This window comes from Streptomyces sp. NPDC088707 (assembly GCF_044752725.1).
Classification (GTDB): Bacteria; Actinomycetota; Actinomycetes; order Streptomycetales; family Streptomycetaceae; genus Streptomyces.
Window position 1 is genome coordinate 121,559 of record NZ_JBIVLV010000006.1, and the last position, 14,827, is coordinate 136,385.

Here is a 14,827-nt window from a genome sequence, read left to right on the forward strand (position 1 = left end):
CCCGCTAGAACGGGTCGAACTCGTCGAACGCGCGCTGCGCGTCGTCGCGCTCCGCCTCACGGTCCCGGCGGCGCTGAGCCGCCGGGCGCGGGGCCTCCAGGCGGTGGTCCTCGCCTCGGCGGCCGAGCATCTCGGCGCCGGCCATCATCGTGGGCTCCCAGTCGAAGACGACCGCGTTCTCCAGGGAGCCGATCGCGACGCCGTCGCCCGCGCGGGCGCCCGCCTTCATCAGCTGGTCCTCGACGCCGAGGCGGTTGAGGCGGTCGGCCAGGTAGCCCACGGCCTCGTCGTTGTTGAAGTCGGTCTGGCGGACCCAGCGCTCCGGCTTCTCGCCGCGCACCCGGTACACGTCCTCGGCCTCGTCGTACGTGACCGTGAAGCCCGCGTCGTCGACGGCCTTCGGGCGGATGACGATACGGGTCGCCTCCTCCTGCGGCTTCGACGCGCGCGCCTCGGCGACGATGCCGGCGAGGGCGAAGGAGAGCTCCTTGAGGCCGAGACGGGCCACGGCGGAGGCCTCGAACACCCGGTAGCCGCGGGCCTCCAGGTCCGGGCGGATCATGTCCGCGAGGTCCTGGCCGTCGGGGATGTCGACCTTGTTGAGGACGACGATGCGCGGCCGGTCCTCGAGACCGCCGTACTGCCGCAGCTCCTCCTCGATGATGTCGAGGTCGGTGACCGGGTCACGGTCCGATTCGAGGGTCGCGGTGTCCAGCACGTGCACCAGGACCGAGCAGCGCTCGACGTGGCGCAGGAACTCCAGGCCCAGGCCACGGCCCTGGCTGGCGCCCGGGATCAGGCCCGGCACGTCGGCGATCGTGTAGACGGTCGAGCCGGCCGTGACGACGCCCAGGTTCGGGACGAGCGTGGTGAAGGGGTAGTCCGCGATCTTCGGCTTGGCGGCCGAGAGGACCGAGATGAGCGAGGACTTGCCGGCGCTCGGGTAGCCGACGAGCGCCACGTCGGCGACGGTCTTCAGCTCCAGGACGATGTCCCGGGCCTCGCCGGGCTCGCCGAGGAGCGCGAAGCCGGGGGCCTTGCGGCGCGCGGAGGACAGCGCCGCGTTGCCGAGGCCGCCGCGGCCGCCCTGGCCCGCGACGAAGGTGGTGCCCTGGCCGACGAGGTCGGCGAGCACGTTGCCCTCCTTGTCGAGGACGACGGTGCCGTCGGGCACGTTCAGGACGAGGTCCTGGCCGTCCTTGCCCGAGCGGTTGTCGCCGGCGCCGGGCTGGCCGTTGGTCGCCTTGCGGTGCGGCGAGTGGTGGTAGTCGAGGAGCGTGGTGATCGCCTGGTCGACGACCAGGATCACATCGCCGCCACGGCCGCCGTTACCGCCGTCGGGTCCGCCGAGCGGCTTGAACTTCTCCCGGTGAACGGAGGCGCAGCCGTGGCCTCCGTTACCCGCGGCGACATGCAGCTCGACGCGGTCCACGAAGGTGGTCATGGTTGTGCCTCCATCTGAATACGTGTGGAATGTCTATCTAGTAACACGCGAAAGGCGGACCCGCTTCCCGACCGGGAAGTGAGGTCCGCCTCCGCAGAATGAACCGATCAGGCGACCGGAACGATGTTCACGACCTTGCGGCCACGGTGGGTGCCGAACTGCACCGAACCGGCCTGCAGGGCGAACAGCGTGTCGTCGCCGCCACGGCCGACGCCGGAGCCCGGGTGGAAGTGGGTGCCACGCTGGCGGATCAGGATCTCACCCGCGCTGACGACCTGACCGCCGAAGCGCTTCACGCCGAGCCGCTGGGCATTGGAGTCGCGCCCGTTCCGGGTGGACGATGCGCCCTTCTTGTGTGCCATGTCTCAGTCCCTCTTACTTCGCAGCCGCGGGGATACCGGTGACCTTGATCGCCGTGTACTGCTGGCGGTGACCCTGGCGACGGCGGTAGCCGGTCTTGTTCTTGTAGCGCAGGATGTCGATCTTGGCGCCCTTGTGGTGGTCCACGACCTCGGCCGTGACCTTGATGCCGGCCAGGACCCACGGGTCGCTGGTCACGGCGTCGCCGTCGACAACGAGCAGGGTCGAGAGCTCGACCGTGTCGCCAACCTTGGCAGTGGAAATCTTGTCAACCTCAACGATGTCGCCGACAGCAACCTTGTGCTGGCGACCACCGCTGCGCACGATGGCGTACACGCGGATCTCTCTCTCACTCGGGATCGAAACCTCTGAAGCCAGCCACTCACACGGACCCGAGGGCCCGCGGCGTTCCGGAATCGGACGAGCGGCCTCTCCCGACGAGCGGGAGGGAGGTGCTCAGAGGCGCGGCGCATCGATAGACACGCCGACGGTCTAGGTTACGGGCGGCTGCCGCAGGGGGTCAAATTCGCCCGTTCGGTGCGGGCCGCCCCCGGTGAGGGGGCGGCCCGCACCCACCGGTCAGTCCTGGGCCGGGGCGGCGGTCTTCTCCGCCGCCTTCTTGGCCGGGGCCTTCTTGGTGGTGGTCTTCTTCGCCGCGGTCTTCTTGGTCGCCGCCGTCTTCTTGGTGGCGGCCTTCTTGGCCGTGGTCTTCTTCGCCGCGGTCTTGCGCGCCGCCGTCTTCTTGACGGGGGCGGGCTCGGCCTCGGCCTCGGCCTCGGCGGCCTGCGGGGCGCTCTCGGTGGCCTCGGCCGGGGCCGTGGTCACCACGACGACGGCCGCCTCCTCGGCGCCCGAGGGCGAACCGGCGGGAGCGGTGGCCTTGCGGACCACCCGGCGGCGGGCCCGCGGCGGGGTGGCCACGGGGGCCTCCTCGACGACGGGCTCGGCGACCGGCTCCGCGACGGGCTCCGGCTCCGGCTCCGGCTCCGGCTCCGGGGCGGTCTCGACGACCGGCTCGACGGTCGGCGCGGCGGCCTCCGTGGTCGAGACGACCGGGGAGGTCACCCGGCGGGTGGCACGGCGACGGCCGCGCGGGGCCGGGGCGGCGGTCTCCTCGGCCACCGGCTCGGCGACGGTCTCGGCGACCGGGGCCACGACGGGCTCCGGCGCGACGACCGGCTCCGGCGCCGCCACGGGCTCCGGCTCCGGCTCGGCCTTCGGCTTCGCCTCGAACTCGACGGCCTCGGTCTCCACGACCGGTCGCGCGGTGGCCGGCGCGGACACCCGGCGGGTCGCCCGACGGCGGCCACGGCCGCGGGTCGCGGCGGCCTCCGCCTCGGCGATGGAGCCGTACAGCTCCTCGTCCGCGGCGATCGGCTCGGGCAGGGCCACCGGGGCGGCCAGCTCGGCGGCGACCTCGGCCTCGGTCTCGACCTCGGCGGTCTCGGCGTCCGTCTCGACGGGCTCGGTGACCTCGGCGTGCTCGTGCTCGTGGACGTGCTCGGCGCCGCCGCGGCCGCGCTTCTTCGAGCGCTTGCCGCCGCCCCCGCCACCGGCGGTGGTCGGCTGCTCCATGTGCACGATGACACCGCGGCCGTTGCAGTGGACGCAGGTCTCGGAGAAGGACTCCAGGAGGCCCTGGCCGACCCGCTTGCGGGTCATCTGCACCAGGCCGAGCGAGGTGACCTCGGCCACCTGGTGCTTGGTCCGGTCCCGGCCCAGGCACTCCAGGAGGCGGCGCAGCACCAGGTCGCGGTTGGACTCCAGGACCATGTCGATGAAGTCGATGACGACGATGCCGCCGAGGTCGCGCAGCCGGAGCTGGCGCACGATCTCCTCGGCCGCTTCGAGGTTGTTCCTCGTCACGGTCTCTTCGAGGTTGCCGCCCTGGCCGGTGAACTTGCCGGTGTTGACGTCGACGACGATCATCGCCTCGGTCTTGTCGATCACCAGCGAGCCGCCGCTGGGCAGCCAGACCTTGCGGTCGAGCGCCTTCATGAGCTGCTCGTCGATCCGGTACGTCGCGAAGACGTCGACCTCGCTCGTCCACTTGGACAGGCGGTCGGTCAGGTCCGGGGCGACGTGGTGCACGTAGCCGTGGATGGTCTCCCACGCCTCGTCACCGCTGACGATGACCTTGGAGAAGTCCTCGTTGAAGATGTCGCGGACGACCCGGACGGTCATGTCCGGCTCGCCGTAGAGCAGCGTCGGGGCGTTGCCGCTCTTCGCCTTCTTCTGGATGTCCTCCCACTGCGCCTGCAGTCGCTCGACGTCGCGGCGCAGCTCGTCCTCGCTCGCGCCCTCGGCGGCGGTGCGCACGATGACGCCCGCGTCCTCGGGGACGATCTTCTTGAGGATGGTCTTGAGGCGGGCGCGCTCGGTGTCCGGGAGCTTGCGGCTGATGCCGGTCATCGAGCCCTCGGGGACGTACACGAGGTAGCGGCCGGGCAGCGAGACCTGGCTGGTCAGACGGGCGCCCTTGTGGCCGATCGGGTCCTTCGTCACCTGGACGAGCACCGACTGGCCGGACTTGAGGGCGGTCTCGATGCGGCGCGGACCGTGGCCCATGCCGAGCGCCTCGAAGTTGACCTCGCCGGCGTACAGGACGGCGTTGCGGCCCTTGCCGATGTCGACGAAGGCGGCCTCCATGGACGGCAGGACGTTCTGGACCTTGCCCAGGTAGACGTTGCCGACGTAGGAGGTGGCCTGCTCCTTGTTGACGTAGTGCTCGACGAGCACGTTGTCCTCGAGGACGCCGATCTGGGTGCGCTCGCCGCTCTGGCGGACGACCATGACGCGCTCGACGGCCTCGCGGCGGGCCAGGAACTCGGCCTCGGTGATGATCGGGACGCGGCGGCGGCCCTGCTCGCGGCCTTCGCGGCGGCGCTGCTTCTTGGCCTCCAGGCGGGTCGAGCCCTTGATGGACTGGACCTCGTCGGCGCCGGTGCCGGGCTCGGCCTTCTCACGGGCCGGGCGGGGCTCGCGGACCTTGACGACCGTACGGACGCCCTCCTCGTCGGCGCCCTCGACGTCGGCGGAGGCGTCCCCGCTGCGACGGCGGCGGCGACGACGGCGACGGGAGCTGCTGGAGCCGCCGCCGAAGGCCTCGGCCTCGTCGTGCTCCTCCTCGCCGTCCTCGGACTCGTCGGTCTCGTCGGAGTCGTCGGAGCGCGGCTCCTCGCCGTCCTCGGACTCCTCGACCTCGGTCAGCTCACCGCGACGACGGCGACGGCCGCCACGGCGGCGGCGACGGGACGGGCGGTCCTCGTACTCGTCGGTGTCCTCGGCGTCGTCGGCCTCCTCGACCTCGTCGGCGGCGGCCTCGACCTCGGGCTCGTCGGCGACGGTGGCCGGGACGGGCTCGACGGCGACGGGCTCGCCGCGGCGACGGCGGCGACGGCGGGAGCCCTCGGGGCGCTCGGCGGGCTCGGGGGTCTCCTCGACCTCGGTCTCGGCCTCGACGAGCTCGATCTCCTCGACCGTCTCGTCCTCCTCCGGCTCCACCGGGGCGGCGGCAGCGGCAGCGGCGGCGGTCTCCGGGGTCTGGAACATCGGCTCGGTGAAGACCGGGGCCTGGAAGACGGCGACGGAGGGGCGCGCGGCACGGCGCGACTCGCGGGCCGGGGCGGGCTCGGAGGTGAACTGCGGGGAGCTCGCGCGGCGGCGGCCGCGGCCACGGGTGGCGGCGGTCTCGGCGGCGGCGACCTCGGCCTCGTCGGCGGTGATCTGCGCGACGGCGGCCGGCGGCAGCGACTCGCCGGTGGCGGCGGCCTCGGTGGCCGCCTCGGTGGTCGCCTCGGGCGAGGTGACCTTGCGGGTGGCACGGCGGCGGGTACGCGGGGCGGGCGCGGCGGCCTCGTCCGTGACCTCGGCGGCCGGGGCGGGCGCGGCGACCGGTTCGGCGGGCGCGGCGGCGGGCGTCACGGCCGCGGTCTCCTCGGCGGCGGCGGGCGCGCCGGCCGGGGCGGTGGCCTTGCGGGTGGCGCGGCGGCGGGCGCGGGCCGGCGGGGCGGCCTCGGGGGCCTCCTCGGCGACCGGTTCGGCCGGCGTGACCGCGGTGGTCTCTTCGGGGGCCTCGGCGACGGCCGGGGAGGTCACCGGCGAGGTGGCCTTGCGGGTGGCGCGGCGGCGCGGGCGGGCCGGGGCGGCCTCGGGGGCCTCCTCGACGGCCTCGGGGGCGACGGCCTCGGCGGCGGGGGCCGCCACGGCCGGCTCCGCGGTCTCCACGGCGGGTGCCGCGGTCTCCGCGGCCGGTGCGGTGGCCTTGCGGGTGGCCCGGCGGCGGGCGCGCGGCGCGGGTGCGGCCTCGGTCTCGGCCGGGGCGGCCTCGACGGCCGCGGACTCGGTGGCCGGCGTGGCCGCTGTGGTCTCTGCGGTCTCGGCGTTCGCACCCGTCACCGGCGGACCGGCGGGGCGGGAAGCGGCGCGGCGCCTGCGGCGCGGCGGCAGCTTGTCACCGGGGGCGTTGGTGTCTTCGTTGGACTCGAGCATGCGGGGTTCTCCCGTCACGCTCCCGGGCGCCGCGTCTTGGTCCGGTCCGGCGGCACGGTCGCGCCTGGGGCGCGGTGCCGCCGTCCGGGGCGCGGGCGCCGCACGGGAGCTCTGTGTCTGGCTCGCCGGTTCCGTACGCACTGTGCGTACGGCCTGGCGAAAGTCTCCTGGTCAGTGCGCTGCCCGACCCAGGTGGCTCCCGAGTACGAGGGCTGCGCTACAACGACCGCTCCTTACGCGGTGCCCTCACCCGGCGCCGTCGCAGAGGCGGTCGCGGCGGCCGTGGTAGATGCGGCCTTGACTGCCTCGCGGTCGGGCGCGAGCGGGTCGGTCACCGTGCCGGACTCCTCGTCGAAGAGCCCCTGCGCCAGCCTGGTCACCGCAGCGGGGACCGGCGGCGCCAGGTCGGCCACAGCTCGGAGACCGGACAGGACGTCGTCGGGTCGTACGGCAGGTGTCACGTGCCGAACAACCAGCCGCAGTATCGCACAGGCGCTGTCCAGCGGCCTATCACCCTGGGGATCACCCTGGGGAGCGGCTGCCGTCAGCTCGGTGACCGCGGAGCGTGCGTCGAAGGTGCGGACGCCGTTCTTGGTCTTGCGCTGTACTTCCACGGTCTCGGCCGCGAGAAACGTCTCGGCGGCCTTCTCCACGTCCTCGACGGTGACGCCTTCGAGACGCAGCTCCCAGATGGAGGCGGTGAGCCGGTCGGCGAGGCCCGAGGTCCGGGCCTCGACGGCGTCGGTGATGTCGAGGCCGGCCGGGAGGGACTCGTCGAGCAGGACCCGCAGGGTCTCCGGGTCGCGCGCCTCGGTGAGGGCGATCTCCAGGTATTCGGCCTCGGAGCCCGTGCCCGTGGGGGCGGCGTTGGCGTACGACACCTTGGGGTGCGGGGTGAAGCCGGCCGAGTACGCCATGGGCACCTCGGCACGGCGCAGCGCACGCTCGAAAGCGCGCTGGAAGTCACGGTGGCTGGTGAACCGGAGGCGGCCGCGCTTGGTGTAGCGCAGTCGGATGCGCTGCACCGCCGGTGCGGGCGGCGGGCCTTCGGGCTGTCGCTTGCCCAGTGGTTCTTCTCCTCGGTGCGGGGCGGGCGCGGGGGTCGCGCCGTCCACGAATGTACGGGGGCTCTCTCGGGGGCAGCCGGCTCATCCCCCCTTGTGCAGGGAGATCTCGGACTCGGCCGCCGCGCCGGGAACGGTCTGTCGTGATGCAGCACCTCCCAGGTTACGCGCCCGACCGGGGATGCCGGGCACGGGCTCGGGCTCCCGGGGTCCTCCGAAGAGGGCGCGCCACGCGTCGCGGCGGGCGGCGGCCACGGTCGCGCGGGCCGAGGCGAGGGCCGCGGACACCGCGCGGCCGGTCTCGACGGCGGCCTTCCTGGCGGGGCGCCACACGGCGTCCCGCACGAGGTGCCCGACCGGGGTGCAGACGCTTCGGTAGAGCCAGGTCGCGGGTCGGCCGATCAGGTGGCGTGCGAGCCATTTCAGGGCGCGGCCGACGGCCCTGGTGACGTACCCGGCGACGCGCCAGGCGACCACGAGCGCGTCGGCGAGTTCGCGTGCGACGACCGCGAGGGCCCGTCCGACGGGGGTGAGGACCCAGCGGTAGAGGAGGACGAGGGGGGTGAGGAGAAGTATCCGCAGCAGCCACCCGAGCCCCCGCCCGATCTGCGCCAGACCCCGTCCGAGCAGCGCGAAGCCCCTGCCCAGCAGGATGAAGCCCTTGCCCGCGCCGCTGGCGAGCCAGGAGAGGCCGTGGCCGACGGGGGTGAGGACCCAGCGGTAGAGGAGGACGAGGGGGGTGAGGAGAAGTATCCGCAGCAGCCACCCGAGCCCCCGCCCGATCTGCGCGAGACCCCGTCCGAGCAGCGCGAAGCCCCTGCCCAGCAGGGCGAGACCCTTGCCCGCGCCGCTGGCGAGCCAGGAGAGGCCGTGGCCGAGGGGTGTGAGGATCCAGCGGTACGTCCAGGTCGCGACGGGCACGACCGCGTACCGCCACAGGGCCGTCCACGGCCAGACGAGCACCGCCCACAGCAGCCGACCGGTGCCACGGCCGAGCGGGGCGAGCAGTCGGGCGTACGCCCAGGCCGTGCCGCGTGCGAGGCCGTGGCCGAGCGGGGTGAGGACGGTCCGGTACAGCCAGGCCGTGGGAGCCGCGATCCCGTGGACGGCGACCGGCACGACCACGTACCGCCAGAGCCCGAGCCACGGCCAGAGGAAGACGGTCTTGAACAGCGTCGCGGCCAGCCACCAGCACGCGGTCGCGACCCACTCGGCCGTCCGGGCGACGGCGCGGCCCACCGGGGCGAGCACCGCGTCGCGGAACCGGCCGAGGGCCCGGCCGACCGGGCGGAGCGTCCTGCGCAGGAACGCGCCGCACAGGAGGATGACGTCCCACCCGAGGCGCAGGGGGACGACGAGGACCAGCACCACGATCCGTACGGGAATCCTGATGGCCGCGGTCAGGCAGCCCTCGGGCTCCGGTGGGCGGGCTGTTCTCTCCGGGTGCATGTGCCTGGAGACGCACGGCGTGCACCTGTGGTTTCTTCCCGGTCCGTTCGGGGTTCGCCCGTCGTGGCGCTACGGTGGGCGCCGCCGTAACCGGACTGACGGGCACCGCCTGGAAGGGTGGCCCCGTAGCCTGAGTCTGTACGTCCGTCCCCCGCATACCCCCGACACGCTGAGGCTTGGTATGAAAATATCCTTTCTTCTGGTCGATCGCTGCCACATCGGAGGGGTGGTCAGCGCGATCCACAACCTCGCCAAGGCGCTCGCGGACCACCACGAGGTCGAGCTCGTCTCCCTCCGCCGCAACCGCGACCAGGCGTTCTTCCCGCTCGACCCCCGGGTGAAGACCCTCGCGCTCAGCGACATGCGGAAGCACTCCCACACGTACGACGGCGACGACCCGCACATCGAGACGTTCCCGCACATCTACCCGAACGAGCCCACGGACAAGAAGCCGTGGATCAGCCGCCTCGCCGAGCGGCGGCTGATGGAGTACCTGGCCACCACCGACGCCGACGTGGTCGTCAGCAACAACCCCAAGATCACCATCATGCTGGCCTACGCGGACCGCGACTTCCTCAAGGTCGCCATGGAGCACTCGCGGCCCGCGCAGTACGGCCCGCACATCCGGGACGCGCTCTTCAAGGACGCGTACCCGAAGATGGACGCGATCACCGCGCCGACGCCGGACGAGTGCCGGACCATCGCCGGGGTCGTCCCCGGCGTGAGCCACCTGCTCTCCCCGATGCCTAACTGCATCCCGGCCCACGAGGGCCAGATGTCCACCGGCGACAACAAGATCGTCGTCACGGCCGGCCTGCTCAAGCCGCACAAGGGCTTCGACGACCTCATCGAGGCCTTCTCCAGCGTGGCTCCGCGCCACCCGGACTGGAGCCTGCGGATCTACGGCTCCGGCCCCGAGCACGGCAAGCTGCGCAAGAAGATCAACGACTCGGGCAGCAACAACCAGGTCTTCCTGATGGGCCCGGCCACCCCGGTCACCCCGGAGTTCGCCAAGGCGTCCGTGTTCGTCCTCCCCTCCCGCCTGGAGGCCTTCGGCAACGTCACCGTCGAGGCGATGGCGGCCGGCCTGCCGGTCGTCGCGTACGACGCGCCGCACGGCCCGCGCAACATCATCACGCAGGGCGAGGACGGCTACGTCGTGCCGCTCGGCGACAAGAAGGCGCTCGCCGAGCACATCGAGAAGCTGATCGCCGACGAGGACCTGCGCCGGAAGATGGCGGCCGCCGCGGTGGCCAACGTGGTCCGCTTCCAGGAGGCCGAGACGGTCACCCGCTTCGAGCAGCTCGTGGAGACCATGCGGGCCCGCCGGGCCATCCCCCGCACGGCCGCCGCCGTGGTCACCCCGCAGGGCGACGTCCGGGTGAAGGTCGAGGGGCTGCCCGCCGGCAGCGACGCCGTGCTGGTCTGCAAGGACATCCGGAAGAAGGCCGACGAGGTCGTCCTCCCCCTCATCGGCGGCGAGGCGCTCGTCCCCGCGCTCGGCACGCTCGTCGAGGGCGACTGGGAGCTGACGATCCGCGCCGCCGGCTTCGACATGCCGCTGCGGTCGGCCGGCTGCGACACCCTCCAGATCCTGTCGCTGAAGCTGCCCCGCACCGAGGGCCCCGCCCTGTCCCTGCTGCTGCCGCACGACCACACGGACGGCACCCTGCGGGTGCAGAGCCGGGTGCGCGCCCAGCACGTCGAGGTCGCGGCCGTGCACGCCGGCGCCACCTCGATCGTCATCGACGCCGCGGCCTGGGGCGTCGAGCCCGGCACGGGCAGCGTGATCGAGGCCGTCCACCGCAAGGAGGCCGACAAGAACTTCACCGTCCCGGTGAAGCCCGGCGCCGCCGGACGGTTCACGGCCTCCCTGGACAACGCCGCCGCGGCCCGCTTCCACCAGTCCGGCACCGAGGACATCTGGGACCTGTGGCTGCTGCCGGACCGTGACTCCGCCCGGGTCCGCGTCTGCAAGCTGGCCACCGACGTGCTCACCCCGATGACCGTCTTCACCTACCCGTACCCGGTGGTGAACGGTTCCGGCACCCCGGTCGCGGCCGCCGCGGACACCAAGGCGAAGAGCGGCTGGCGCAACCGGCTGTCCGCGACCGTCCCCGCCGCCGTCACCGGTGGCGTCAAGCACGAGCTGCGCCCGTACTTCGCCAGCAACGGCCAGCTCTCGCTGAAGATCATCGACAAGAAGTGACCGGCGACCGGTAGGCGGGCCCCGGCCCGCCACGACGCGGAGCACGGCCCGCCACGACGGAGCCCCGGCCCGCAGGGAGACCTGCGGACCGGGGCTCTCCGTATGCCCGGCGGAGCGCCGCCTACAGCGGCGCGCCCTCCTCGGCGATCTTGAACATCAGGTCGACGAGACGGCCGGACGCGTGCCCGTCGTCCAGGTCGCAGAACTGGTGGTGGAACTCGTCGTACTTCTCCTGGTACTCGGCCGCCACCTCGTCGATCTCACGGATGGCCTGGAGCAGGTCGTTCGAGTTGTCGACCAGCGGGCCCGGGGCGTCGTTCTCGAAGTCGAAGTAGAACCCGCGCAGCTTGTCCCGGTAGTGCTCCAGGTCGTACGTGAAGAACAGCATCGGGCGACGCAGGTGCGCGTAGTCGAACATGACCGAGGAGTAGTCCGTGATCATGATGTCGGCGGCCACGTAGAGGTCCGCGATGTCGGGGTACTCGGAGACGTCGAAGACGAAGCCGTTCCCGGCACCGGGGATGCTGTCCACGATGTTGGAGTGGCGCCGGATGAGGAAGACGTGGTCGTCCCCGAGCCGGCGGCGGGCGTCCTCGAGGTCGACCCGGAGGTCGAACTTGAACTGGCCGCGGCTGTGCGAGAGGTCGTCGCGCCAGGTCGGCGCGTACAGCACGACCTTCTTGCCCTCGGGAAGACCCAGCTTCTCCCGCACCTCACGGGCCCGCTCGTCGCGGTCCTCGGCGTAGAGGTAGTCGTTGCGCGGGTAACCCGTCTCGGCGATCAGCCCGTTGTAGCCCATGGCGCGCTTCAGGATGGGGGTGCTGAAACGGTTCGACGAGACGAGGATGTTCCAGTTCGCCGCCTCCTGGACCAGCCGCTCGTGGTAGTTCGGGTCGAACTTCGGCGCGTCGATGTCCAGGCCGATCTTCTTCAGCATCGTGCCGTGCCAGGCCTGCACGATCACCTGGCCCTCGCGCCGCTTGATCCAGTGCGGGAGGTGGGCGTTGGTGACGATGTAGCGCGAGCGCGCCAGCGCCTCGTACCAGTCCCGGCCCTGGAACTTGACGGCCTTGACCGTGTCGGGGAGCTCGACCTGGCCGTCCCGGACCAGCCACAGGTGCTCGACGTCCGCACCGCGGCGCAGCAGCTCCTCGTGGACGGCGCGCGGGCTGTCCGAGTACTGCTTGCCGTTGTAGCTGATGTACAGCACCGAGTCGCGCAGCGGCAGTTCGCGGCCGGCCTCGTAGACCTCCTGGCGCAGCTGGTACTGGCGGTTCGCGCCCTTCTCCATGGCCGTGAGGTCCGTCATGCAGTTGAGCTGCGGGTGGTCCTGCCAGTGGACCTCGAGCTGGTACTCGCGACCGTTGTGCCTGCCCTCCAGCGGGAACTGGGTGGCGGCGAGGCGGTCCACGACGAGCGGGATCGACGGCTCGCCCTCCGCACCGTCCAGGCGGAACACCCAGCGGCCGGCCTTCAGCGGCAGCCTGCCGTGGGCGCCCGACATCGTGGAGGGACGGAAGGTCGTCTCGAAGCCGCCGTCCGGGAGGACGGTCAGCGGGACCGTCTTCTCGTCGAAGCGGTTCTTGGCGCTGACGACCAGGTGGTGGCCCGACAGCTCGATGGGCGCGGTGCCGCGGATCGTGAACGTGCCGTCGGCCTCGGAGACGCCGGTGATCGTGGCGCGCAGCGGACGCCCGGAGAACTTCAGGTAGGCGTTGGCACCGGAGAGGATGGCGACCTCGTTCAGCGAGGCCTCCTCGCCGAACGTCTCGGGCAACCGGATCTGGAGGTCGGCGAGACCGTCCCGGACGACGACCCGGACCTTGCGCGGGGTCTTCTCCGGCTCGTCGATCTGGATCTGCGTGCTCCAGTTGCGGCGCATCAGCTTCGCCGGGTCGGCGCCGCCCGCGGCGCGGGCCGCGGCGGTGTCCAGGTGCTCCGGCAGCAGGGCGACGTCCCGCAGGGGAACGCGGACCCGCAGCGGCGTACGGCCGCCGACGGCCGGGAGGACCTCAGCCGGGTAGAGGAGCACCTCACCACTGTTCTGGTTGGCGACGCGCAGGGATATCTCGGCTCCCGGGGCGAGGGTCTCGCGGAGGTCGCCCTCGACCAGGATGTCGTCGCCGGACCGCTCGAAGCCGGTGATCAGGACCGGGACCTTCTCGATGCGCAGCTTGAGGGCCGCGCGCCGCATCTCCGGCACCATCCGGTAGTCGTCGTCGAGCCACTGGTAGGGCGGGTACGTGAGGCGGTCGGAGCCGTACGAGTGCACGGAGCGGGAGCGCACGAGACCGCCGGACAGCACGCGCATGCCGACGTGCCAGAGGCCTTCCTGCCACTGGTCGCCCTTGCGGAACCGGGCCGGGTCGATGACCGTCTCCCAGCCGGCCCAGTCGAAGCTGTGACCGCGCCCCTTGTGGCCGGAGCCGGTGGTGGCCTCGGGGTTGAAGAGGTTGGCCAGCGGCAGCAGCATGCGGCGCTGGGTGCCGTCCTTCTTCAGCTGGAGCAGCTTGACGACGCTGCGCTTGCTCGTCTGGTCGACGCGGTCGATCCAGGCGTGACCGGCCAGCCGCAGCTTGCCGTCCTCCCAGGACAGCTCCTTCAGCGGGGAGCGCAGCTGGAGGTCCTTGTCGACCCGCAGGAACTTCTTGGGCAGCAGGTTCGCGTGGGACTCGAGCGAGGGGTACTTGGCGTACTTGCGGATGACGCCGCCGAGCTCGACGGGCTCGCCGAGCCGCTCCGCCTCGATGAACTCGAGGATCTCGGCCATGGCGTGCTTGCGGACGAGCAGCCACTTGACGCGCAGCGCGGTGGGCAGCCGGTCGAGGGCCTTGATGTCGACCTGGTCGAGGTACTTGTTGGCCACGCGCAGGAACTCGGCGCGGTACTCCTCGTCGCCGTCGGGCAGCACGTTGAGGAAGATGCGGAGGTCGCCGGTGAGCACGGTGTGGTCGTACTCACGCTTGAGCGAGTCGGCGACGGGGTCCTTCTGCGCGGCGAAGAAGCGGCTCACGGACTCCACCGCGGACGCCCGGTCGCGGGCGGCCTTCGGCTCGTTGCGGCGCTGGGTGATCGAGGGGCTCGCCTCGCCCTCGCGCAGCCGCCAGTAGTAGGTGGCCTGGCTGATGATGTCGACGGACTCGGCGAGGTACTGGGCCGGCACGATGACCGGGGTGTCCTCGTACAGCACGCCCTCGGGGAAGCGCAGCGCGTGCTGCTCCCAGAAGTCACGGCGGAAGACCTTGTTGCAGGCGATCCGGTCGGTGAGGAGCTGGCGCTTCCTGCTGACGTGCGTGCGCTTGACCGCGCCCCGGGAAAGGAACCGGTGCATCGGGGACTGCCACACCTTGGTCGAGTTGATGTGCTCGACGTTGCCGGTGGCGAAGGAGGAGCCGGTCTCGTCCAGGCTGCTGATCATCATCCGGTAGGCGTCCGGCGGGATCATGTCGTCACTGTCGACGAACGCCAGGAACTCGCTCTGCGGGGCCAGGCTGTCGAGGCCCGTGTTACGGGCGGCACCCAGGCCGGCGTTCTCCTTGCGTATCAGCCGGAAACGGGCGTCCTTGGCCGCGAACTCCGCCGCTATCGCGTGGGACTCGTCGGTGGAGCCGTCGTCGATCATGAGAACTTCCAGGTCCTGGAAGGTCTGCACGGCCAACGAGTTGAGGCAGGCGGGCAGGTACTGCGCCACGTTGTAGATCGGGACGATGACGCTGAGCCGGGGTGCCATGTAGTTCTGCGTTCCTTTCCGTTTCAGACCCGCTCGACAAGCTCGAGCGCCTGAGGGGTGACGGGGCGTGCTCTTCGGTT

General features: G+C 72.0%; 8 protein-coding genes. 1 reads left to right on the forward strand and 7 read right to left on the reverse strand.

Features of this window, described 5'->3' with window-relative positions; genetic code table 11:
• Positions 1-4: 4 nt before the first annotated feature.
• The 6 genes from obgE to ACIP84_RS19655 all read right to left on the reverse strand — a co-directional run bounded on the left by obgE (position 5) and on the right by ACIP84_RS19655 (position 8,808).
• On the reverse strand, positions 5-1,444 hold the full coding sequence (obgE, locus tag ACIP84_RS19630) for a GTPase ObgE (RefSeq protein WP_355960898.1): 1,440 nt from the start codon (positions 1,442-1,444) through the stop codon (positions 5-7).
• A 107-nt stretch (positions 1,445-1,551) separates the two neighbouring features.
• Positions 1,552-1,806, reverse strand: coding sequence for a 50S ribosomal protein L27 (gene rpmA / locus ACIP84_RS19635; RefSeq protein WP_073914109.1), 255 nt, complete (start codon positions 1,804-1,806; stop codon positions 1,552-1,554).
• Positions 1,807-1,819: 13 nt separating this feature from the next.
• Positions 1,820-2,140, reverse strand: coding sequence for a 50S ribosomal protein L21 (gene rplU / locus ACIP84_RS19640; protein WP_015033583.1), 321 nt, complete (start codon positions 2,138-2,140; stop codon positions 1,820-1,822).
• Between the two features lie 243 nt (positions 2,141-2,383).
• Complete coding sequence (locus ACIP84_RS19645) at positions 2,384-6,295, reverse strand: Rne/Rng family ribonuclease (RefSeq protein WP_401798976.1); 3,912 nt, start codon at positions 6,293-6,295, stop codon at positions 2,384-2,386.
• A 233-nt stretch (positions 6,296-6,528) separates the two neighbouring features.
• Positions 6,529-7,320, reverse strand: coding sequence for a TIGR03936 family radical SAM-associated protein (locus tag ACIP84_RS19650; RefSeq protein ID WP_355960923.1), 792 nt, complete (start codon positions 7,318-7,320; stop codon positions 6,529-6,531).
• A 123-nt stretch (positions 7,321-7,443) separates the two neighbouring features.
• Positions 7,444-8,808 carry a hypothetical protein gene (locus ACIP84_RS19655; RefSeq protein WP_401798978.1) on the reverse strand — a complete coding sequence of 455 codons (1,365 nt, stop codon included), beginning with the start codon at positions 8,806-8,808 and terminating at the stop codon, positions 7,444-7,446.
• Between the two features lie 226 nt (positions 8,809-9,034).
• Here ACIP84_RS19655 and ACIP84_RS19660 point away from each other — a divergent pair, with 226 nt between their 5' ends.
• Entirely contained in the window at positions 9,035-11,017 is a 1,983-nt protein-coding gene (locus tag ACIP84_RS19660) for a glycosyltransferase (RefSeq protein WP_401798980.1), read from the forward strand.
• Between the two features lie 121 nt (positions 11,018-11,138).
• Here ACIP84_RS19660 and ACIP84_RS19665 read toward each other — a convergent pair whose 3' ends face one another.
• Positions 11,139-14,747 (reverse strand): CDP-glycerol glycerophosphotransferase family protein, encoded by a 3,609-nt coding sequence (locus ACIP84_RS19665; protein ID WP_401798982.1) that lies wholly within the window; start codon positions 14,745-14,747, stop codon positions 11,139-11,141.
• Positions 14,748-14,827 lie beyond the last annotated feature (80 nt).